Source organism: Thauera sp., assembly GCF_047601425.1.
Classification (GTDB): domain Bacteria; phylum Pseudomonadota; class Gammaproteobacteria; order Burkholderiales; family Rhodocyclaceae; genus Thauera.
In genome coordinates this window covers 2,457,754-2,477,402 of record NZ_JASGJL010000001.1, presented here as the reverse complement: position 1 = coordinate 2,477,402, position 19,649 = coordinate 2,457,754, and the positions used below count along the sequence as shown (strand labels likewise).

General features: G+C 62.0%; 34 protein-coding genes. All 34 read left to right on the top strand.

Annotated features, from left to right (window positions below; genetic code table 11):
• Positions 1 to 128 precede the first annotated feature (128 nt).
• The 34 genes from rpsL to galE all read left to right on the top strand — a co-directional run bounded on the left by rpsL (position 129) and on the right by galE (position 19,535).
• On the top strand, positions 129 to 506 hold the full coding sequence (gene rpsL / locus QM748_RS12115; protein WP_004258162.1) for a 30S ribosomal protein S12: 378 nt from the start codon (positions 129 to 131) through the stop codon (positions 504 to 506).
• A gap of 33 nt (positions 507 to 539) precedes the next feature.
• Positions 540 to 1,010, top strand: coding sequence for a 30S ribosomal protein S7 (gene rpsG, locus QM748_RS12110; RefSeq protein ID WP_415247198.1), 471 nt, complete (start codon positions 540 to 542; stop codon positions 1,008 to 1,010).
• Between the two features lie 108 nt (positions 1,011 to 1,118).
• Complete coding sequence (fusA, locus tag QM748_RS12105) at positions 1,119 to 3,218, top strand: elongation factor G (protein WP_415247197.1); 2,100 nt, start codon at positions 1,119 to 1,121, stop codon at positions 3,216 to 3,218.
• A 42-nt stretch (positions 3,219 to 3,260) separates the two neighbouring features.
• A complete protein-coding gene (tuf, locus tag QM748_RS12100) occupies positions 3,261 to 4,451 on the top strand; it encodes an elongation factor Tu (RefSeq protein WP_415247196.1) in 1,191 nt (396 codons plus the stop codon).
• A 63-nt stretch (positions 4,452 to 4,514) separates the two neighbouring features.
• Positions 4,515 to 4,826 carry a 30S ribosomal protein S10 gene (rpsJ, locus tag QM748_RS12095; RefSeq protein ID WP_002931577.1) on the top strand — a complete coding sequence of 104 codons (312 nt, stop codon included), beginning with the start codon at positions 4,515 to 4,517 and terminating at the stop codon, positions 4,824 to 4,826.
• Between the two features lie 112 nt (positions 4,827 to 4,938).
• The gene (gene rplC, locus QM748_RS12090) at positions 4,939 to 5,577 is read left to right on the top strand and encodes a 50S ribosomal protein L3 (protein WP_263460818.1); all 639 of its coding nucleotides are present in this window, start codon (positions 4,939 to 4,941) and stop codon (positions 5,575 to 5,577) included.
• Between the two features lie 10 nt (positions 5,578 to 5,587).
• The gene (gene rplD, locus QM748_RS12085; protein WP_415247195.1) at positions 5,588 to 6,208 is read left to right on the top strand and encodes a 50S ribosomal protein L4; all 621 of its coding nucleotides are present in this window, start codon (positions 5,588 to 5,590) and stop codon (positions 6,206 to 6,208) included.
• Positions 6,209 to 6,213: 5 nt separating this feature from the next.
• Positions 6,214 to 6,510 (top strand): 50S ribosomal protein L23, encoded by a 297-nt coding sequence (rplW, locus tag QM748_RS12080; protein WP_304650851.1) that lies wholly within the window; start codon positions 6,214 to 6,216, stop codon positions 6,508 to 6,510.
• Between the two features lie 6 nt (positions 6,511 to 6,516).
• A complete protein-coding gene (rplB, locus tag QM748_RS12075; RefSeq protein ID WP_415247194.1) occupies positions 6,517 to 7,344 on the top strand; it encodes a 50S ribosomal protein L2 in 828 nt (275 codons plus the stop codon).
• Positions 7,345 to 7,354: 10 nt separating this feature from the next.
• Positions 7,355 to 7,630, top strand: coding sequence for a 30S ribosomal protein S19 (rpsS, locus tag QM748_RS12070; RefSeq protein WP_002931587.1), 276 nt, complete (start codon positions 7,355 to 7,357; stop codon positions 7,628 to 7,630).
• A gap of 10 nt (positions 7,631 to 7,640) precedes the next feature.
• Positions 7,641 to 7,970: a 50S ribosomal protein L22 gene (rplV, locus tag QM748_RS12065; RefSeq protein WP_263460822.1), complete on the top strand. Its 330-nt coding sequence runs from the start codon at positions 7,641 to 7,643 to the stop codon at positions 7,968 to 7,970.
• Positions 7,971 to 7,979: 9 nt separating this feature from the next.
• On the top strand, positions 7,980 to 8,750 hold the full coding sequence (gene rpsC / locus QM748_RS12060; protein ID WP_415247193.1) for a 30S ribosomal protein S3: 771 nt from the start codon (positions 7,980 to 7,982) through the stop codon (positions 8,748 to 8,750).
• Positions 8,750 to 9,166, top strand: a complete 417-nt coding sequence (rplP, locus tag QM748_RS12055) for a 50S ribosomal protein L16 (RefSeq protein WP_068638402.1) — start codon at positions 8,750 to 8,752, stop codon at positions 9,164 to 9,166. The genes rpsC and rplP overlap by 1 nt, the downstream gene beginning before the upstream one ends.
• Positions 9,167 to 9,168: 2 nt before the next feature.
• Positions 9,169 to 9,363: a 50S ribosomal protein L29 gene (rpmC, locus tag QM748_RS12050; RefSeq protein WP_415247192.1), complete on the top strand. Its 195-nt coding sequence runs from the start codon at positions 9,169 to 9,171 to the stop codon at positions 9,361 to 9,363.
• Entirely contained in the window at positions 9,360 to 9,629 is a 270-nt protein-coding gene (gene rpsQ, locus QM748_RS12045; RefSeq protein ID WP_068638399.1) for a 30S ribosomal protein S17, read from the top strand. The genes rpmC and rpsQ overlap by 4 nt, the downstream gene beginning before the upstream one ends.
• A 152-nt stretch (positions 9,630 to 9,781) precedes the next feature.
• Positions 9,782 to 10,150 carry a 50S ribosomal protein L14 gene (gene rplN / locus QM748_RS12040; protein WP_004332368.1) on the top strand — a complete coding sequence of 123 codons (369 nt, stop codon included), beginning with the start codon at positions 9,782 to 9,784 and terminating at the stop codon, positions 10,148 to 10,150.
• An 11-nt stretch (positions 10,151 to 10,161) separates the two neighbouring features.
• A complete protein-coding gene (gene rplX, locus QM748_RS12035; RefSeq protein ID WP_263460823.1) occupies positions 10,162 to 10,479 on the top strand; it encodes a 50S ribosomal protein L24 in 318 nt (105 codons plus the stop codon).
• Positions 10,480 to 10,488: 9 nt separating this feature from the next.
• The gene (rplE, locus tag QM748_RS12030; protein ID WP_004258233.1) at positions 10,489 to 11,028 is read left to right on the top strand and encodes a 50S ribosomal protein L5; all 540 of its coding nucleotides are present in this window, start codon (positions 10,489 to 10,491) and stop codon (positions 11,026 to 11,028) included.
• Positions 11,029 to 11,035: 7 nt separating this feature from the next.
• On the top strand, positions 11,036 to 11,341 hold the full coding sequence (gene rpsN, locus QM748_RS12025; protein ID WP_341643566.1) for a 30S ribosomal protein S14: 306 nt from the start codon (positions 11,036 to 11,038) through the stop codon (positions 11,339 to 11,341).
• 13 nt (positions 11,342 to 11,354) lie between these two features.
• Positions 11,355 to 11,750, top strand: a complete 396-nt coding sequence (gene rpsH, locus QM748_RS12020) for a 30S ribosomal protein S8 (RefSeq protein ID WP_415247191.1) — start codon at positions 11,355 to 11,357, stop codon at positions 11,748 to 11,750.
• An 11-nt stretch (positions 11,751 to 11,761) separates the two neighbouring features.
• Positions 11,762 to 12,295, top strand: a complete 534-nt coding sequence (rplF, locus tag QM748_RS12015) for a 50S ribosomal protein L6 (RefSeq protein ID WP_415247190.1) — start codon at positions 11,762 to 11,764, stop codon at positions 12,293 to 12,295.
• 11 nt (positions 12,296 to 12,306) lie between these two features.
• Positions 12,307 to 12,660 carry a 50S ribosomal protein L18 gene (rplR, locus tag QM748_RS12010; RefSeq protein ID WP_415247189.1) on the top strand — a complete coding sequence of 118 codons (354 nt, stop codon included), beginning with the start codon at positions 12,307 to 12,309 and terminating at the stop codon, positions 12,658 to 12,660.
• Positions 12,661 to 12,672: 12 nt separating this feature from the next.
• A complete protein-coding gene (gene rpsE / locus QM748_RS12005; RefSeq protein ID WP_415247188.1) occupies positions 12,673 to 13,197 on the top strand; it encodes a 30S ribosomal protein S5 in 525 nt (174 codons plus the stop codon).
• A 3-nt stretch (positions 13,198 to 13,200) separates the two neighbouring features.
• Positions 13,201 to 13,383: a 50S ribosomal protein L30 gene (gene rpmD, locus QM748_RS12000; RefSeq protein WP_004332362.1), complete on the top strand. Its 183-nt coding sequence runs from the start codon at positions 13,201 to 13,203 to the stop codon at positions 13,381 to 13,383.
• A gap of 1 nt (position 13,384) precedes the next feature.
• A complete protein-coding gene (gene rplO / locus QM748_RS11995) occupies positions 13,385 to 13,822 on the top strand; it encodes a 50S ribosomal protein L15 (protein WP_068638408.1) in 438 nt (145 codons plus the stop codon).
• Between the two features lie 16 nt (positions 13,823 to 13,838).
• Entirely contained in the window at positions 13,839 to 15,164 is a 1,326-nt protein-coding gene (gene secY / locus QM748_RS11990; RefSeq protein ID WP_415247187.1) for a preprotein translocase subunit SecY, read from the top strand.
• 1 nt (position 15,165) lies between these two features.
• Positions 15,166 to 15,384, top strand: a complete 219-nt coding sequence (gene infA, locus QM748_RS11985) for a translation initiation factor IF-1 (RefSeq protein WP_002931617.1) — start codon at positions 15,166 to 15,168, stop codon at positions 15,382 to 15,384.
• A 24-nt stretch (positions 15,385 to 15,408) separates the two neighbouring features.
• The gene (rpmJ, locus tag QM748_RS11980) at positions 15,409 to 15,522 is read left to right on the top strand and encodes a 50S ribosomal protein L36 (RefSeq protein WP_004258276.1); all 114 of its coding nucleotides are present in this window, start codon (positions 15,409 to 15,411) and stop codon (positions 15,520 to 15,522) included.
• Positions 15,523 to 15,575: 53 nt separating this feature from the next.
• Positions 15,576 to 15,938 carry a 30S ribosomal protein S13 gene (gene rpsM / locus QM748_RS11975; RefSeq protein ID WP_415247186.1) on the top strand — a complete coding sequence of 121 codons (363 nt, stop codon included), beginning with the start codon at positions 15,576 to 15,578 and terminating at the stop codon, positions 15,936 to 15,938.
• Positions 15,939 to 15,950: 12 nt separating this feature from the next.
• A complete protein-coding gene (gene rpsK / locus QM748_RS11970) occupies positions 15,951 to 16,340 on the top strand; it encodes a 30S ribosomal protein S11 (RefSeq protein WP_068638411.1) in 390 nt (129 codons plus the stop codon).
• 14 nt (positions 16,341 to 16,354) lie between these two features.
• On the top strand, positions 16,355 to 16,984 hold the full coding sequence (gene rpsD, locus QM748_RS11965; protein WP_415247185.1) for a 30S ribosomal protein S4: 630 nt from the start codon (positions 16,355 to 16,357) through the stop codon (positions 16,982 to 16,984).
• A 33-nt stretch (positions 16,985 to 17,017) separates the two neighbouring features.
• Positions 17,018 to 18,004, top strand: coding sequence for a DNA-directed RNA polymerase subunit alpha (locus QM748_RS11960; RefSeq protein ID WP_415247184.1), 987 nt, complete (start codon positions 17,018 to 17,020; stop codon positions 18,002 to 18,004).
• A 25-nt stretch (positions 18,005 to 18,029) separates the two neighbouring features.
• Positions 18,030 to 18,422 carry a 50S ribosomal protein L17 gene (gene rplQ / locus QM748_RS11955; protein WP_415247183.1) on the top strand — a complete coding sequence of 131 codons (393 nt, stop codon included), beginning with the start codon at positions 18,030 to 18,032 and terminating at the stop codon, positions 18,420 to 18,422.
• Between the two features lie 93 nt (positions 18,423 to 18,515).
• Positions 18,516 to 19,535, top strand: a complete 1,020-nt coding sequence (gene galE, locus QM748_RS11950) for a UDP-glucose 4-epimerase GalE (RefSeq protein WP_415247182.1) — start codon at positions 18,516 to 18,518, stop codon at positions 19,533 to 19,535.
• Positions 19,536 to 19,649 lie beyond the last annotated feature (114 nt).

Below are 19,649 nucleotides of genomic sequence, written 5' to 3'. Positions count from 1 at the left end.
TCTTCCGTCTCGGAATAGAATCCGGCCTCTTTTTGTGGACCGACCAATCGTAGTCGGTCGCAGCCGGAATAATCCGCCCGAGGCGGCCCGTGGTGGGCTGCCTCGGTTTTTTGGGAAATTCTTAAGCTATGCCAACAATCAATCAGCTTGTCCGCAAGCCGCGCCAGATGGAAGCTTCGAAGAGCAAGGTTCCTGCCCTGGAAGCTTGCCCGCAGAAGCGTGGTGTCTGCACCCGCGTCTATACCACGACCCCGAAGAAGCCGAACTCGGCGCTGCGTAAGGTCGCCAAGGTTCGCCTGACCAACGGTTTCGAGGTCATCTCGTACATCGGCGGTGAAGGCCACAACCTGCAGGAACACTCCGTCGTGCTGATCCGTGGCGGCCGTGTGAAGGACTTGCCCGGTGTGCGTTACCACATCGTCCGCGGCTCCCTCGATCTGCAGGGCGTCAAGGATCGCAAGCAGTCGCGCTCCAAGTACGGCGCGAAGCGTCCGAAGAAAGCCTGATTGTTGGCTCAAGAAATTTAGCGAGAGGTTGTCATGCCGCGTCGTCGTGAAGTACCCAAGCGCGATGTCCTGCCGGATCCGAAGTTCGGTAATCAGGATGTTTCGAAGTTCATCAACGTGATCATGCAGTCGGGCAAGAAGTCCGTTGCCGAACGTATCGTCTATGGTGCGTTCAATCACATCTCGGCCAAGGCCAACAAGGACCCGCTGGAAGTGTTCTCGGCTGCGGTCGGCAATGTCAAGCCGGTGGTCGAAGTCAAGAGCCGCCGCGTCGGTGGTGCCAACTATCAGGTTCCGGTCGAAGTCCGTCCGTCGCGCCGCATGGCGCTGTCGATGCGCTGGCTGCGCGAAGCCGCGCGCAAGCGTGCCGAGAAGTCGATGGCCCAGCGCCTCGCCGGCGAACTGCTCGAGGCTGCCGAAGGTCGTGGCGCCGCCATGAAGAAGCGCGAAGAAGTCCACCGCATGGCCGAAGCCAACAAGGCATTCTCGCACTTCCGCTTCTGATTTCTTTCAGTAGCGGTATCTCGGGCCCTGTACAGGGCTCGATTGTTTTCTAACGCAAGAAATTCGTTGATCGCGACCAGTGCGCGCATAACAGAAGGCAGGTAAAACGTGGCTCGCAAGACTCCCATCGAGCGCTACCGCAATATCGGTATCTCCGCTCACATCGACGCCGGCAAGACGACTACGACCGAGCGTATCCTCTTCTACACCGGCGTGAGCCACAAGCTCGGCGAGGTGCATGACGGCGCTGCGACCACCGACTGGATGGCACAGGAACAGGAGCGCGGCATCACGATCACCTCAGCGGCCGTGACCTGCTTCTGGAAGGGTATGGACCAGTCCTATCCCGAGCACCGCTTCAACATCATCGACACCCCGGGACACGTCGACTTCACCATCGAAGTCGAGCGCTCGATGCGCGTGCTGGATGGTGCCTGCATGGTCTACTGCGCTGTGGGTGGTGTTCAGCCCCAGTCGGAAACCGTGTGGCGCCAGGCAACCAAGTACAAGGTGCCGCGTCTGGCCTTCGTGAACAAGATGGACCGCTCGGGCGCCAACTTCTTCAAGGTCGTCGACCAGATGAAGACCCGCCTGAAGGCGAACCCGGTGCCGGTCGTCGTGCCGATCGGTGCGGAAGATACCTTCAAGGGTGTCGTCGACCTGCTGAAGATGAAGGCGATCATCTGGGACGAGGCCTCCCAGGGCATGAAGTTCGAGTACGGCGACATCCCGGCCGACATCGTCGGCGTGGCCGAAGAATGGCGCGCCAACATGGTCGAGGCGGCCGCCGAGGCTTCCGAAGAACTGATGAACAAGTACCTCGAGGACGGCGAGCTTTCCGAGGAAGAGGTCATCGCCGGTCTGCGCGCCCGTACCCTGGCCTGCGAGATCCAGCCGATGCTGTGCGGCACCGCGTTCAAGAACAAGGGCGTGCAGCGCATGCTCGACGCCGTGATCCAGTACCTGCCGTCGCCGGTCGATATTCCGCCGGTCGCAGGTGTCGATGACGACGAGAAGGAAGTCGTGCGCTATGCCAAGGACAATGAGAAGTTCTCGGCGCTGGCCTTCAAGCTGATGACCGACCCCTTCGTCGGCCAGCTGACCTTCATCCGCGTCTATTCGGGTGTGCTGGAATCGGGCTCGACCGTGCTGAACTCGGTCAAGAACAAGAAGGAGCGCATCGGCCGCCTGCTGCAGATGCACGCCAACGACCGCGAGGAAATCAAGGAAGTTCTGGCGGGCGACATCGCCGCCGTGGTGGGTCTGAAGGACGTCACCACCGGTGAGACGCTGTGCGATCCGAGCGCGCCGGTGATCCTCGAGCGCATGGTCTTCCCGGACCCGGTGATCCACGTCGCCGTCGAGCCGAAGACCAAGGGTGACCAGGAGAAGATGGGTCTGGCGCTGGGCCGCCTGGCTGCCGAGGATCCGTCCTTCCGCGTGCGTACCGACGAAGAGTCGGGTCAGACCATCATCTCGGGCATGGGTGAGCTGCACCTCGAGATCATCGTCGACCGCATGAAGCGCGAGTTCAACGTCGAAGCCAACGTCGGCGCGCCGCAGGTCGCCTATCGCGAAACCATCCGCAAGGCCGCCAACGACGTCGAAGGCAAGTTCGTCAAGCAGTCCGGCGGCCGTGGCCAGTACGGCCACGTCGTCATCAACCTCGAGCCGGCCGAGCAGGGCAAGGGCTACGAGTTCGTCGATGCGGTCAAGGGCGGTGTGGTGCCGCGCGAGTACATCCCGGCGGTCGACAAGGGCATCCAGGAAACCCTCAATAACGGTATCCTCGCCGGCTTCCCGGTGGTCGATGTCAAGGTCACGCTGCACTTCGGCTCCTACCACGATGTGGACTCGAACGAAAACGCGTTCAAGATGGCCGGTTCGATGGCCTTCAAGGAAGCCATGCGCCGCGCCAGCCCGGTGCTGCTCGAGCCGATGATGGCGGTCGTGGTCGAAACGCCGGAAGACTACATGGGCAACGTCATGGGCGACCTGTCGGGCCGCCGTGGCATCGTCCAGGGCATGGACGACATCCCGGGCGGCATGAAGGAAATCAAGGCCGAGGTGCCGCTGGCCGAAATGTTCGGCTACGCTACCCAGCTGCGCTCGCTGACCCAGGGTCGCGCGACCTACTCGATGGAGTTCAAGCACTACGCCGAAGCTCCGAAGAGTGTTGCCGAAGCCGTCATCAGCAGCCGCAAGTAATTTTCAGATTCACAGTAACGACAAACCAGAGGACTCACAGACATGGCAAAGGGTAAGTTCGAACGTACCAAGCCGCACGTCAACGTTGGCACGATTGGTCACGTTGACCACGGCAAGACGACGCTGACGGCCGCGATCACGACGGTGCTGACGAAGAAGTTCGGCGGCGAAGCGAAGGACTATGCATCGATCGACAGCGCGCCGGAAGAAAAGGCACGCGGCATCACGATCAATACCGCGCACGTTGAATACGAAACCGGTTCGCGCCACTACGCCCACGTCGACTGCCCGGGCCACGCCGACTACGTCAAGAACATGATTACCGGCGCTGCCCAGATGGACGGCGCGATCCTGGTGTGCTCGGCCGCCGACGGCCCGATGCCGCAGACCCGCGAGCACATCCTGCTGGCCCGCCAGGTGGGCGTGCCCTACATCGTCGTGTTCCTGAACAAGTGCGACATGGTCGACGACGAAGAGCTGCTCGAGCTGGTCGAGATGGAAGTGCGCGAGCTGCTGTCGAAGTACGACTTCCCGGGCGACGACATCCCGATCATCAAGGGTTCGGCGCTGAAGGCGCTCGAAGGCGACCAGTCGGACATCGGCGAACCGGCGATCTTCCGCCTGGCCGACGCGCTGGATAGCTACATCCCGACGCCGGAACGCGCGATCGACAAGCCCTTCCTGCTGCCGATCGAAGACGTGTTCTCGATCTCGGGTCGCGGCACCGTGGTGACCGGCCGTGTCGAGCGCGGCATCGTCAAGGTTGGCGAGGAAATCGAAATCGTCGGCATCAAGCCGACGGTCAAGACCACCTGCACCGGCGTTGAAATGTTCCGCAAGCTGCTGGACCAGGGCCAGGCGGGCGACAACGTGGGCGTGCTGCTGCGCGGCACCAAGCGTGAAGACGTCGAGCGCGGCCAGGTGCTGGCCAAGCCGGGTTCGATCACCCCGCACACCCACTTCACCGGTGAAGTGTATGTGCTGTCGAAGGAAGAGGGCGGTCGTCACACGCCGTTCTTCAACAACTATCGTCCGCAGTTCTACTTCCGTACGACGGACGTGACCGGTTCGATCGAGCTGCCGGAAGGCACCGAGATGGTGATGCCGGGCGACAACGTGTCGATCACGGTGAAGCTGATCGCGCCGATCGCGATGGAAGAAGGTCTGCGCTTCGCGATCCGCGAAGGCGGCCGTACCGTCGGCGCCGGTGTGGTCGCCAAGGTCATCGAGTAATACCCGTCAGGGGCGGAGCCACATGGTTTCGCCCCATGCTCTTTTCGCTCTTTAGGAAATACCATGCAGAACCAGAAAATCCGCATCCGTCTGAAGGCCTTCGACTATCGCCTGATCGACCAGTCGGCGCTCGAGATCGTCGATACCGCCAAGCGTACCGGCGCCGTCGTCCGTGGTCCCGTGCCGCTGCCGACCCGCATCGAGCGTTTCGACCTGCTGCGTTCGCCGCACGTCAACAAGGCTTCGCGCGACCAGATGGAAATCCGTACGCACCAGCGCCTGATGGACATCATCGACCCGACCGACAAGACGGTCGATGCGCTGATGAAGCTGGACCTTCCGGCAGGTGTGGACGTCGAGATCAAGCTGCAGTAAGCAATCCCTGCTTGCGAAAGTTTGGAACAGGCCGGTATAATCCGGCCTTTGTGCCTTTTGGCGCATTAATTGTGACCCCCGGTCAATCGCAACCGGGATTCAGGAGAAAAATATGAGTCTAGGCCTTGTTGGACGCAAGGTCGGCATGACTCGCATCTTCGCCGAGGATGGCAGGTCCATCCCGGTGACGGTGCTTGACGTGTCGGACAATCGTGTGTCCCAGATCAAGACCTCTGAAACCGACGGCTATGCCGCGGTTCAGGTCGCTTATGGCAAGCGTCGCGCCAGCCGGATCACCAAGCCGGTGGCAGGCCACCTCGCCAAGGCGGGCGTCGAGCCCTGCCGCGGCATGAAGGAATTCCGCGTTGCGGAAGACCAGCTCGCAGGCTTCAATGCCGGCGACGTGATCAGCGCCGACCTGTTTCAGGTCGGGCAGAAGGTCGACGTGACCGGCGTGACGATCGGCAAGGGCTTCCAGGGCCCGATCAAGCGTCACAACTTCTCGTCCAACCGTGCTTCCCACGGTAACTCCATTTCGCACCGCTCGCCCGGTTCGATCGGTATGGCGCAGGATCCGGGGCGCGTGTTCCCGGGCAAGCGCATGGCCGGTCAGTACGGCAACGTCCAGCGCACGACCCAGGGTCTGGAGATCGTTCGTGTCGACGCCGAGCGCCAGCTGCTGCTGGTGAAGGGTGCTGTGCCCGGTTCGAAGGGTGGCGACGTCGTCGTCTGCCCGGCGGTCAAGGCTTGAGGAGCGCGGAATGGAACTGAAACTCTTGAATGATCAGGGTCAGGCCGCGTCGACGCTGGAAGCGTCGGACGTGCTGTTTGGCCGTGATTACAACGAAGCGCTGGTGCACCAGGTCGTAACGGCCTATCTGGCCAATGCGCGTTCGGGCAATCGTAAGCAGAAGGGCCGCTCCGAGATCGCCAAGTCGACCCGCAAGCCCTTCCGTCAGAAAGGTACGGGCAATGCCCGCGCCGGTATGGCTTCGAGCCCGCTGTGGCGCGGAGGCGGCAAGGTCTTCCCGAACACGCCGGACGAAAACTTCAGCCAGAAGGTCAACCGCAAGATGTATCGCGCGGGTGTGGCGGCGATCCTGTCGCAGCTGGCGCGTGAAGATCGTCTGGCGGTGGTCGATAGCTTCAGCGTCGAGGCGCCGAAGACCCGTCTGCTGTCGCAGAAGCTGAAGGGCATGGGCCTGGACTCCGTCCTGGTCATCACCGACGAAATCGACGAGAACCTGTTCCTGTCTTCGCGCAACCTGCACCAGGTGCTGGTGCTGTCGGTCAGCGAAGCGGATCCGGTGTCGCTGGTGCGTTTCCCGAAGGTGCTGGTCACCAAGGGTGCGCTGGCGAAGATGGAGGAAGCGTGGCAATGAGCGCGATCAGTCAGGAACGTCTGCTGCAGGTGCTGCTCGCCCCGCAGATCTCCGAAAAGGCGACTTTCGTCGCCGACAAGAATGAGCAAGTGGTGTTCAAGGTTGCAGCCGACGCCACCAAGCCCGAAGTGAAGGCGGCTGTCGAGTCGCTGTTCAAGGTCGAGGTCAAGTCCGTTCAGGTGCTGAACGTCAAGGGCAAGGCCAAGCGCTTCGGCAAGACCATGGGTCGCCGCAAGGACTGGAAGAAGGCTTTCGTCTGCCTGAAGCCTGGCCAGGAAATCAACTTCGCGGCCGGGGAGTAATAGATCATGGCAATCATAAAACTCAAGCCGACTTCGGCGGGTCGCCGTGCCCAGGTCAAGGTGGTCAATCCTGATCTGCACAAGGGTCGTCCGTTCGCCGGCCTCGTCGAGAAGCAGAGCAAGAACGCCGGTCGCAACAACAACGGCCGCATCACCATCCGCCACCAGGGCGGTGGCCACAAGCAGCACTATCGCATCGTCGATTTCCGTCGCAACAAGGACGGCATCCCGGCCAAGGTCGAACGTATCGAGTACGACCCGAACCGTTCGGCGAACATCGCGCTGCTGTGCTACGCCGATGGCGAGCGCCGCTACATCATCGCGCCGCGTGGCGTCGAAGTGGGTCAGCAACTGCTGAGCGGTGTCGAAGCGCCGATCAAGCCGGGCAATGCGTTGCCGATCCGCAACATTCCGGTCGGTTCGACGATCCACTGCATCGAAATGATGCCGGGCAAGGGCGCCCAGATTGCGCGCGCAGCCGGTACTTCGGTGCAGCTGCTGGCGCGCGAGGGCAGCTATGCCCAGCTGCGTCTGCGTTCCGGTGAAATCCGCCGCGTGCACGTCGAGTGCCGTGCGACGATCGGTGAGGTGGGTAACGGCGAACACGGTCTGCGCAAGATCGGCAAGGCCGGTGCCAACCGCTGGCGCGGCATCCGCCCGACCGTCCGCGGCGTGGCGATGAACCCGGTCGATCACCCGCACGGTGGTGGTGAAGGCCGCACCGGCGAGGCTCGCGAACCGGTCAGCCCGTGGGGTACGCCTGCCAAGGGTTATCGCACCCGCAGCAACAAGCGCACCGACAACATGATCGTGCAGCGTCGTCACAAGCGTTAAGGGGTAAAAGATGGCACGTTCTATCAAAAAAGGCCCGTTCATCGACGCGCACCTCCTGAAGAAGGTCGACGCGGCACGGACGAGCAACGACAAGCGCCCGATCAAGACCTGGTCGCGCCGTTCCACGGTTCTGCCCGATTTCATCGGTCTGACGATTGCCGTACATAACGGCAAGCAGCATATCCCGGTGTTCGTGACCGAAAACATGGTCGGCCACAAGCTGGGTGAGTTCGCGCTGACGCGTACCTTCAAGGGTCACGCCGCCAGCAAGAAGGCCAAGCGCTAAGAGGGACGACATGGAAACCAAAGCAATTCTCCGTGGCGTTCGGCTGTCGGCCCAGAAGGGTCGCCTGGTCGCCGACCTGGTTCGCGGCAAGTCCGTCGAGCAGGCGCTGAACATCCTGGCATTCTCGCCGAAGCGTGGCGCCAAGATCATCCGCAAGGTGGTCGAGTCCGCCATTGCCAACGCCGAGCACAACGATGGCGCCGATATCGATGCGCTGAAGGTCAAGACCATTCACGTGGAAGAAGGCATGACGCTGAAGCGCTTCACCGCGCGTGCGAAGGGTCGCGGCAACCGCATCCTCAAGCCCACCTGCCACGTTTACGTGACCGTCGGCGAGTAAGGAGTAAACATGGGTCAGAAAATCAATCCCACTGGCTTCCGTCTCGCCGTCACGCGTGACTGGGGTTCGCGCTGGTTTGCTTCCAGCCGTGACTACGCCGGTATGCTGCACGAAGACCTGAAGGTGCGCGAGTACCTGAAGAAGCGCCTGGCGCATGCCTCGGTCGGCCGCGTTGTCATCGAACGTCCGGCCAAGAACGCCCGTGTGACGCTGTACAGCGCGCGCCCGGGTGTCGTGATCGGCAAGAAGGGCGAGGACATCGAAGCGCTGAAGCGTGATCTGCAGAAGATCGTCGGCGTGCCGGTCCACGTCAACATCGAGGAAGTGCGCAAGCCTGAAATCGATGCCAAGCTGATCGCCGATTCGATTGCGCAGCAGCTCGAAAAGCGCATCATGTTCCGCCGTGCGATGAAGCGCGCGATGCAGAACGCCATGCGCCTCGGTGCGCAAGGTATCAAGATCATGAGCGCGGGCCGTCTGAACGGTGCCGAAATCGCCCGTACCGAGTGGTATCGCGAAGGCCGTGTGCCGCTGCACACCCTGCGTGCCAACATCGACTATGGTGTTTCGGAAGCCAAGACGACCTACGGCATCATCGGTATCAAGGTCTGGGTGTTCAAGGGCGAGATGCTGGGCCGCAACGAACAGCCGGTCGCGGCCGAGCCTGAAGCCGACAACCGCCGTGGCCGCCGTGGCGCTCCGCGTGATGGCGAAGGCCGTCCGGGTCGCCGTCCCGCCCGTCGTGGCGAAGGCCGGCAAGAAGAAAGCAGGGGTGAATGATGCTGCAGCCGACTAGAAGGAAATATCGCAAGGAGCAGAAGGGCCGCAACACCGGTATCGCTACCCGTGGTGCGAAGGTGTCCTTCGGCGAGTTCGGCCTGAAGGCGGTCGGTCGCGGTCGCCTGACTGCGCGCCAGATCGAATCTGCGCGTCGTGCGATGACCCGCCACATCAAGCGGGGTGGTCGCATCTGGATCCGCATCTTCCCGGACAAGCCGATTTCGCGTAAGCCCGCCGAAGTGCGTATGGGTAACGGCAAGGGCAACCCGGAGTACTGGGTTGCAGAAATCCAGCCCGGCAAGGTGCTGTATGAGATGGACGGCGTGGACGAAGCGCTCGCCCGTGAAGCATTCCGGCTCGCAGCCGCCAAGCTTCCGATCGAGACGGTCTTTGTGACTCGCATGGTGGGAGCTTGAGCATGAAGGCGACTGAACTCCGCGCCAAGAGCGCTGATGAGTTGAACACGGAGCTGGTCGAGCTGCTGAAGGCGCAGTTCTCGCTGCGCATGCAGCACGCGACGCAGCAGTTGGGTAACACGAGTCAGATCGGGAAGGTTCGTCGCGACATCGCGCGCGTCCGTACCATCCTGCGCGAAAAGGCGGGTCAGCAATGAGCGAACAGGTTCAAAAGGTTCGTCGCGCGCTGGTTGGGCGTGTGGTGAGCGACAAGATGCAGAAGACCGTCACGGTCCTGGTCGAAAGCCGGGTTAAGCATCCGCTGTACGGCAAGATCATCACGCGTTCGGCCAAGTACCACGCGCACGTCGAGGACGGCGCGGCCGCTGCCGGTGATCTGGTCGAAATCGAGGAATGCCGCCCGATCTCGCGCACCAAGACCTGGCGTGTCGCCAAGGTGCTCGAGAAGGCACGTGTCATCTGAGTGGTGAGTAAGTAGCAAACGAAAAAACAGCTTGGCGCTTTGGCGCCAAGCTGTTATACTTTTGCCTCTTTGCTCCGGGGCTCGCTCGGGGCATCCTACCCTGACGGGTTCCAAGACTGTCCGCGAATGCGGGATAAGTTGGAGATATTTTCATGATTCAAATGCAGTCCAGACTGGACGTGGCCGACAACACCGGCGCACGCTCGGTGATGTGCATCAAGGTTCTGGGTGGTTCGAAGCGCCGCTACGCCGGCGTTGGCGACATCATCAAAGTGACCGTCAAGGATGCCGCACCGCGTGGCCGTGTGAAGAAGGGTGACGTCTATAACGCCGTGGTGGTTCGCACTGCCAAGGGTGTTCGTCGTCCTGACGGCTCGCTGGTCAAGTTCGACAACAACGCGGCCGTCCTCCTGAACAACAAACTCGAGCCGATCGGCACCCGTATCTTCGGGCCGGTGACGCGCGAGCTGCGCTCCGAGCGGTTCATGAAGATCGTCTCGCTGGCGCCTGAAGTGCTCTGAGGAGTCGCTAGATGAACAAGATCCGCAAGGGTGACGAAGTGGTGGTGCTGACGGGCAAGGATCGCGGCCGTCGTGGCACCGTGCTGCGCCGCGTCGATGACGAGCGCGTCGTGGTCGAAGGTGTGAATCGGGTCAAGAAGCACGTGCGCCCGAATCCGCTGAAGGGTGAAGTGGGTGGCATCGTCGAGAAGGAAATGCCCATCCATGTTTCGAACGTCGCGCTGTTCAATCCCGCCACCCAGAAGGGTGATCGCGTCGGGATCAAGACGCTTGAAGACGGCCAGAAGGTCCGCTTCTTCAAGTCGAACGGCGAGCTGGTGAACGCCTAAGGAGTGACGATGGCTCGCTTGCAACAGGTTTACAAGGACGAAGTCGCGCCGGCGCTGCAGAAGCAGTTCGGCTACAAGTCCGTGATGGAAGTGCCGCGCATCACCAAGATCACCCTGAACATGGGTGTCGGTGAAGCTGTCGGCGACAAGAAGATTCTGGAACACGCCATCGGCGACATGACCAAGATCGCCGGTCAGAAGCCGGTTGCCACCAAGGCGCGCAAGTCGATCGCCGGCTTCAAGATCCGCGATGGCTACCCGATCGGCTGCATGGTTACGCTGCGCGGCCCTCGCATGTTCGAATTCCTCGATCGCCTGGTGACGATCGCGCTGCCGCGCGTTCGTGACTTCCGCGGTATTGGTGCCAAGGGCTTCGATGGCCGTGGCAACTACAACCTCGGCGTCAAGGAACAGATCATTTTCCCGGAAATCGAGTACGACAAGATCGATGCTCTGCGCGGGATGAACATCAGCATCACGACGACGGCGAAGACGGACGAAGAGGCGCGTGCGCTTCTGGGTGCGTTCAAGTTCCCGTTCAAGAATTGAGGGTGATATGGCGAAACTCGCTCTGATCAATCGCGAAGCCAAGCGTGCCAAGCTGGTGGCCAAGTTTGCCGCCAAGCGTGCTGCGCTGGTTGCGCAGGTCCAGGACACCAAGCTGTCCGAAGAAGAACGCATGGCGGCCCGCCTTGCGCTGCAGCAGTTGCCGCGCAACGCCAACCCGACGCGTCAGCGCAATCGTTGCGCGCTGACCGGTCGTCCGCGCGGTGTGTTCCGCAAGTTCGGTCTGTGCCGCAACAAGCTGCGCGAGATCGCTTTCCGCGGCGAAGTGCCTGGCATGACCAAGGCGAGCTGGTAAGGAGAATTCGAAGATGAGTATGTCCGATCCCATCGCCGACATGCTGACGCGTATCCGCAATGGCCAGCAGGCTCAGAAGGCATCGGTGTCGATGCCGTCGTCGAAGCTGAAGGTCGCGATCGCGAAAGTGCTGCAGGACGAAGGTTATATCGACGGCTTCGCCGTCAATGACGAAACCGGCAAGCCGATCCTGGACGTGACGCTGAAGTACTACGCAGGCCGTCCGGTGATCGAGCGCATCGAGCGCGTCAGCCGCCCCGGTCTCCGTATCTACAAGGGTAGCGACGAGCTGCCGCGCGTGATGAACGGTCTCGGTGTCGCGATCGTGTCCACGCCGCGTGGCGTGATGACCGACCGTAGCGCGCGGGCCAACCGCGTCGGCGGCGAAGTCATCTGCCTGGTCGCTTAAGGGGAGATGCAATGTCTCGTGTAGCTAAGAATCCGGTGGTGATTCCGAGTGGTGTCGAGGTTGTGATCTCCGATGCCGAAATCGCCGTCAAAGGCCCCCTGGGCACGCTGCGCCAACCTCTGACCGGCCAGGTCAGCGTCGAACGCGAAGGTGATTCGCTGGTGTGCAAGGCGCGTGAAGGTGCCGAGAACTCGCGCGCGATGTCGGGTACCGTGCGTGCGCTGGTGAACAACATGGTTACCGGCGTGACCAAGGGTTTCGAGCGCAAGCTGACCCTGGTCGGCGTCGGTTATCGTGCCCAGGCCCAAGGCGACAAGCTGAATCTGTCGCTCGGTTTCTCGCATCCGGTGGTGCACCAGATGCCGGAAGGCGTGAAGGTCGAAACGCCTTCGCAGACCGAGATCCTGATCAAGGGCAGCGACAAGCAGAAGGTTGGCCAGGTTGCGGCCGAGGTGAGAGCTTACCGCGCTCCCGAACCCTACAAGGGCAAGGGCGTCCGCTATGCGGATGAAGTGGTGGTTCTCAAGGAAACCAAGAAGAAGTAAGGCGGTTCGTCATGAACAAGAAAGAAACTCGTCTTCGCCGTGCGCGCAAAACTCGCGCCAAACTCGCGGAGCTCAAGGCGGTTCGCCTCGCGGTGTTCCGGTCCAACTGCCACATCTACGCCCAGATCATCTCGGGCTGCGGTTCCAAGGTGCTCGCCGCAGCGTCGACGGTCGAGGCCGACGTCCGCGCCCAGGCGCCGAACGGCGGCAACAAGGCTGCCGCGGAACTCGTCGGCAAGCTGATCGCCGAGCGTGCGAAGGCTGCCGGCATCGAGCAGGTCGCGTTCGACCGCTCGGGCTTCCTGTATCACGGCCGCGTCAAGGCGCTGGCCGAGGCTGCCCGCGAAGGCGGCCTCAAGTTCTAAGCGAGGAATCGAATGGCTAAGCAGCAAACCAAACGTGCGCAAGCCTCCGACGAGCGCGATGACGGCCTGCGGGAGAAGATGGTCGCGATCAATCGCGTGACCAAGGTCGTCAAGGGCGGCCGGATTCTCGGTTTTGCCGCGCTGACCGTGGTCGGTGATGGCGATGGTGCGATCGGCATGGGCAAGGGCAAGTCGCGTGAAGTGCCGGTGGCGGTGCAGAAGGCGATGGACGAAGCGCGTCGCAAGATGCGCAAGGTCTCGCTGAAGAATGGCACCCTGCAGCACACCGTGATCGGCAAGCATGGCGCCGCCTCGGTGCTGATGCAACCCGCGCCGGCCGGTACTGGCATCATCGCCGGCGGCCCGATGCGCGCCGTGTTCGAAGTGATGGGTGTCACCGACGTGATCTGCAAGTGCATTGGCTCGGCCAATCCTTACAACGTCGTGCGTGCCACCATCAACGGCCTGATGGCGATCAACACCCCGGCGGAAATTGCTGCGAAGCGCGGCAAGTCCGTCGAAGAGATCCTGGGGTAAGCGATGTCGGACAAGAAAATCAAGGTGACGCTCGTCAAGAGCGTGATCGGCACCAAGCAGTCGCACCGCGCCACCGTGCGCGGTCTGGGCCTGCGCCGTCTCAACCACACGGTCGAGCTGGCGGATACGCCCGAAGTGCGCGGCATGATCAACAAGGTGTCCTACCTGCTCAAGCGTGAGGGTTGATATGCGCCTGAATAACATCAAGCCGGGTGCCGGCTCCAAGTCGGCCGCCAAGCGCGTCGGTCGTGGCATCGGCAGCGGCCTGGGCAAGACCTGCGGCCGCGGCCACAAGGGCCAGAAGTCGCGTGCAGGCGGTTTCCACAAGACGGGTTTCGAGGGCGGTCAGATGCCCCTGCAGCGTCGTCTGCCGAAGCGCGGCTTCGTGTCGCTGACGCGCGCCCGCAACGTCGAAGTGCGCCTGTCCGAACTGGCGGCCGTGCCGGTCGAGGAAATCGATCTGTTGACGCTGAAGCAGGCTGGCGTGGTGCCGGGCGACGCGCTGTCGGCCAAGGTGGTGCTGTCCGGCGCGATCGACCGCAAGGTCGTGCTGCGCGGCGTCGGTGCGACCAAGGGTGCCAAGGCAGCGATCGAAGCTGCCGGCGGCTCGGTGTCGGCTGAGTAATAAAAAGGGACGAGCTGTGGCCAATCCTTCCGCCACGCTGGGGAATCCGGGACGGTTCGGCGACCTCAAGCGTCGCCTGCTGTTCCTGCTGGGCGCGCTGATCGTCTATCGCTTGGGCGCCCACATTCCGGTCCCCGGTATCGATCCGGATCAACTGGCCGAGCTGTTCCAGTCTCAGGCCGGCGGCATCCTCGGGGTCTTCAACCTGTTCTCTGGCGGGGCGCTGTCGCGCTTCACCATCTTCGCCCTGGGCATCATGCCCTACATTTCGGCCTCGATCATCATGCAGTTGATGACCGTGGCGGTGCCGAGTCTCGAGGCGCTGAAGAAGGAAGGCGAAGCCGGACGCAGGAAGATCACGCAGTACACCCGCTACGGCACACTCGTTCTCGCTTTCGCCCAGTCGCTGGGCATGGCGATCGCGCTCGAAGGCCAGCCGGGGTTGGTGCTCGATCCTGGTCTGATGTTCCGTTTCGTCACTGTCGCCACGCTCGTCACCGGGACGATGTTCCTGATGTGGCTGGGTGAGCAGATCACCGAACGAGGCATCGGCAACGGCATCTCGATCATCATCTTCGCCGGTATCGTTGCGGGTCTCCCGAGTGCGATCGGCGGTCTGTTCGAGCTGGTGCGCACGGGTTCGATGCACCCCTTCACGGCGCTGTTCATCTGCGTGCTGGTGGCGCTGGTGACGGGTTTCGTGGTGTTCGTCGAGCGCGGGCAGCGCAAGATCCTGGTGAACTATGCCAAGCGTCAGGTCGGCAACAAGATCTACGGCGGGCAAAGCTCCCATCTGCCGTTGAAGCTGAACATGGCGGGGGTCATTCCGCCGATCTTCGCCTCGAGCATCATCCTGTTCCCGGCAACGCTGGGGCAGTGGTTCGGTTCGTCGGAAGGGATGTACTGGCTGCGTGACATCGCCTCCACGCTGTCTCCCGGCCAGCCGATCTACGTGATGCTGTATGCGCTGGCGATCGTGTTCTTCTGCTTCTTCTATACCGCGCTGGTATTCAATGCGCGGGAGACGGCAGACAACCTGAAGAAGAGCGGTGCATTCGTTCCGGGCATCCGGCCGGGCGACCAGACCGCGCGTTATATCGACAAGATTCTCATGCGGCTGACACTGGCTGGCGCGGTGTATATCACCCTGGTCTGCCTGCTGCCCGAGTTCCTGATCCTGAAGTGGAATGTTCCGTTCTACTTTGGTGGCACTTCGCTGCTGATCATCGTGGTCGTCACGATGGATTTCATGGCGCAGGTTCAGGCGGCGGTGATGTCGCACCAGTACGAGAGTCTGCTGAAGAAGGCGAACTTCAAAGGGGCGGGTTTCCCGACCAGGTAACATGGCGAAGGAAGATGTCATCGAGATGCAGGGCGAGGTCACGGAAAACCTGCCCAATGCAACGTTTCGTGTCAGGCTCGAGAATGGTCACATGGTTCTCGGCCACATCTCCGGAAAAATGCGGATGCACTATATCCGCATCCTTCCTGGCGACAAGGTGACGGTGCAGCTCACCCCTTATGACCTGACCAAGGGCCGGATCGTCTTCCGGACCAAGTGAGAATAGAGAAACAGGAGCAAGAACATGCGAGTTCAGGCGTCAGTCAAGCGGCTTTGCCGCAACTGCAAGATCATCCGCCGCAAGGGTGTCGTGCGCGTCATCTGCACCGATCCGCGGCATAAGCAGCGCCAGGGTTGATTAAGTCAACTCTAGCTATTAAAATTTAATGTTTAGCGTTTTGGGGTAGACGGATGGCCCGTATTGCTGGGGTAAACATTCCCAATCACAAGCACGCCGAGATCGCGTTGACCGCAATCTTTGGGATCGGCCGTACGCGTGCTCAGAAAATTTGCGACGCCGCAGGCATCGTGCGCTCGACCAAGATCAAGGATCTGACCGAGTCGGACATGGAAAAGCTGCGTGACGAAGTAGGCAAATTCGTCGTCGAAGGCGATCTGCGCCGCGAAGTGACGATGAACATCAAGCGACTGATGGACCTGGGCTGCTATCGCGGCGTCCGCCATCGTCGCGGCCTGCCGCTGCGGGGTCAGCGCACCCGTACGAATGCGCGTACCCGCAAAGGTCCCCGCAAGGCGATCGCCGGCAAGAAGTAATAGGAACCGATAATGGCTAAGACTGGAACGAAGGTTCGTAAGAAGATCAAGAAGAATGTGGCCGAAGGTATCGCCCACATTCACGCGAGCTTCAACAATACGATCATCACCATCACCGACCGTCAGGGCAATGCGCTGTCGTGGGCGACCTCCGGCGGCGCCGGCTTCAAGGGCTCGCGCAAGAGCACGCCGTTCGCAGCCCAGGTGGCTGCCGAGGCTGCCGGCAAGGTGGCGCAGGAGTGCGGCATCAAGAACCTGGAAGTCCGCATCAAGGGCCCCGGTCCGGGTCGCGAGTCGTCGGTGCGTGCGCTGAACGCTCTGGGGATCAAGATTTCCAGCATCACGGACATCACCCCCATCCCGCACAACGGCTGCCGTCCGCCGAAAAAGCGCCGCATCTGACAAGGAGTTGATAAGTGGCTCGTAATCTCGATCCCAAGTGCCGTCAGTGCCGTCGCGAAGGCGAAAAGCTGTTTCTGAAGGCTGAAAAGTGTTTTACCGACAAGTGCGCCATCGAGCGCCGCGCCTACGCTCCTGGCCAGCACGGTCAGCGCTCTGGCCAGCGCCTGTCGGGATATGGTGTGCAACTGCGTGAAAAGCAGAAGATCCGCCGCCTGTACGGCGTGCTCGAGCGCCAGTTCCGCAAGGTGTATGCCGAGGCGGATCGCCGTCGCGGCCAGACCGGTGAGAACCTGCTGCAGTTGCTCGAAGGCCGTCTGGATTCCGTCGCCTATCGCATGGGCTTCGGTGGTTCGCGTGCCGAAGCTCGCCAGGTCGTTCGCCACAATGGCGTGCTGGTGAATGGCAAGCGCGTCAATATCCCGTCGTATGTCGTGCGTCCGGGTGACGTGGTTGAAGTGAGCGAGCGTGCTCGCGCCCACCTCCGTGTCAAGGCTGCGCTGGAAGCCGCCGCGTCGCGTGGTTTCCCGGAATGGCTGGAAGTGGATGCCAAGGCTGGCAAGGGCATCTTCAAGGCTTATCCGGTGCGTGCCGAACTGCCGCCCACGATCAATGAAGGCCTGGTGGTGGAACTGTACTCCCGTTGATCGGGAGGCTGATCCTCTTCTAGTTCCGAGGGAATGCTGATGCAAAGCAATGCACTGCTGAAACCGCGCATCATCGACGTCCAGAGCAGCTCGCCGGTCCAGGCGCGCGTGACGATGGAGCCGTTCGAGCGTGGTTTCGGCCATACGCTGGGGAATGCGCTGCGGCGCATCCTCCTGTCGTCGCTGCCTGGTCATGCAGCGACCGAAGTGTCGATCGAAGGTGTGCTCCATGAGTACTCCACGCTCGACGGCGTGCGCGAGGACATGGTCGACCTTCTGCTCAATCTGAAGGGCGTCGTGTTCAAGCTGCACAACCGCAGCGAAGCCATGCTTCGCCTGACGAAGTCGGGTGAAGGTGTCGTGCGGGCAGGTGATATCGAGGTCGGTCACGACGTCGAGATCATCAACCCCGATCACGTCATTGCCCACATCGCGCCTGGCGGCAAGATCGACATGCAGATCAAGGTCGAGGAAGGCCGGGGTTACGTGCCGGGCAACGTTCGTCCGGTCAATGCCGAGAGCAAGACGATCGGCCGTATCGTGCTGGACGCTTCGTTCGGGCCGGTGCGCCGCGTCAGCTACCTGGTCGAGAGCGCCCGCGTCGAGCAGCGCACCGACCTGGATCGTCTGGTGGTCGATATCGAGACCAATGGCGCGGTCGATCCCGAGCAGGCCATCCGTTACGCCGCGCGCGTGCTGATGGATCAGCTGTCGGTGTTCGCCGAGCTCGAAGGCACGCCGGTGTCGGCGCCGATCGAGAAGCAGATGACCATCGATCCGGTGCTGCTGCGCCCGGTCGATGATCTCGAGTTGACCGTGCGTTCGGCCAATTGCCTGAAGGCAGAGAACATCTACTACATCGGCGACCTGATCCAGCGGACCGAAACCGAACTGCTGAAGACCCCGAACCTGGGCCGCAAGTCGCTGAACGAAATCAAGGAAGTGTTGGCCTCCCGCGGCCTGACCCTTGGCATGAAACTGGAAAACTGGCCGCCGGCCGGGCTTGAAAAGCTCGGTTGAGACGCCGGGCAAGTGAGGAATTGAAATGCGTCACCGCAATGGTCTTCGCAAGTTGAATCGTACCAGCAGCCACCGCCAGGCGATGTTCCGCAACATGGCCAACTCGCTGCTGCGCCACGAAGTGATCAAGACGACCCTGCCGAAGGCGAAGGAACTTCGCCGCGTGGTCGAGCCGATGATCACTCTGGGCAAGAAACCCAACCTGTCCAATCGCCGTCTGGCGTTCAACCGCCTGCGCGACCGCGAGATGGTCGTCAAGCTGTTCGACGAGCTGGGCCCGCGCTATGCGACCCGCAACGGTGGCTACCTGCGCATCCTGAAGTGCGGCTTTCGTGACGGCGACAATGCGCCGATGGCGTTCGTCGAGCTGCTCGACCGGCCGGAAGGCGAAGCTGTCGAAGGCGAAGTGGAAGCCTGATCGGCATTCTGCTTCGAATGAAAACCGGGCTCGTCCCGGTTTTTTTTCGTCCAGGTTTTTTTATCCAGTTCCGGGCTGGAGAGGAGTCGTGTGATGGGTGTGATCCTGGTGACGGGCGGGGCCGGCTACATCGGTTCGCATACCTGCGTCGAGTTACTGGCCGAGGGGCGCGAGGTGGTCGTGCTGGATGATCTGTCGAATGCCTCGCCAGAGGCAGTGCGGCGGATCGAGGAGCTTGGCGGCAGGCGGCTGAAAGCTTTCGTCCGGGGCGATGTGCGCGACGCCGGGCTGCTGGAAACGGTGTTCCGCGACCATTCGATCGAGGCTGTCGTTCATTTTGCGGCAAAGAAGGCGGTCGGCGAATCGGTCGAGCAGCCGCTGGCCTATTACGACAACAATCTGCTGGGGCTGATGCGCCTGCTGCAGGCGATGGATGCTGCAGCGTGCCGGCGGATCGTCTTCAGTTCGTCGGCAACCGTCTACGGCGATCCGGCCAGCGTGCCGATCGACGAAAGCTTTCCGACCACGGCGACCAACCCATACGGCTGGACCAAGCTGATGGGCGAGCAGATCCTGCGTGATCTCGCCGTGTCCGATCCTCGCTGGAACATCGTACTGCTGCGTTACTTCAATCCCGTGGGCGCACATGCGAGCGGCCGCATCGGCGAGGATCCGGATGGATTGCCCAACAACCTGATGCCTTACGTCAGTCAGGTGGCGGTCGGTCGGCTTGAGCGCCTCAGGGTCTTCGGTGACGACTACCCGACACCGGACGGCACCGGTGTGCGCGACTACATCCATGTCGTCGATCTGGCGCTTGGCCATCTGAGGGCGCTGGAGCGCATCGAGGGGTTGCCCGGTGTGACGACGCTGAATCTCGGCACAGGGCGCGGCTACAGCGTGCTCGAGATGGTGCGTGCTTTCGAGCAGGCCTCGGGGCGCAAGGTACCGTTCGACATCGTCGACCGGCGGCCCGGCGACGTCGCTGCCTGCTGGGCGGATCCGAGCCGGGCAGCGCAAGTGCTGGGCTGGCGCGCCGAGCGGGATCTCGCGGCGATGTGCGAGGACGCCTGGCGCTGGCAGAGCGGCAATCCGCAGGGCTATCGGAGCTGAGGGGCGGTAGCGCATTTTCAGTATCGCCTTCAGCGGCAAAAGGGGGCGACGGCGCCCCTCCCCGGCGGGGCAGGGCTGCGGCCTGCATTCGCGGCTCGGTGCTCCCGGGTGAAG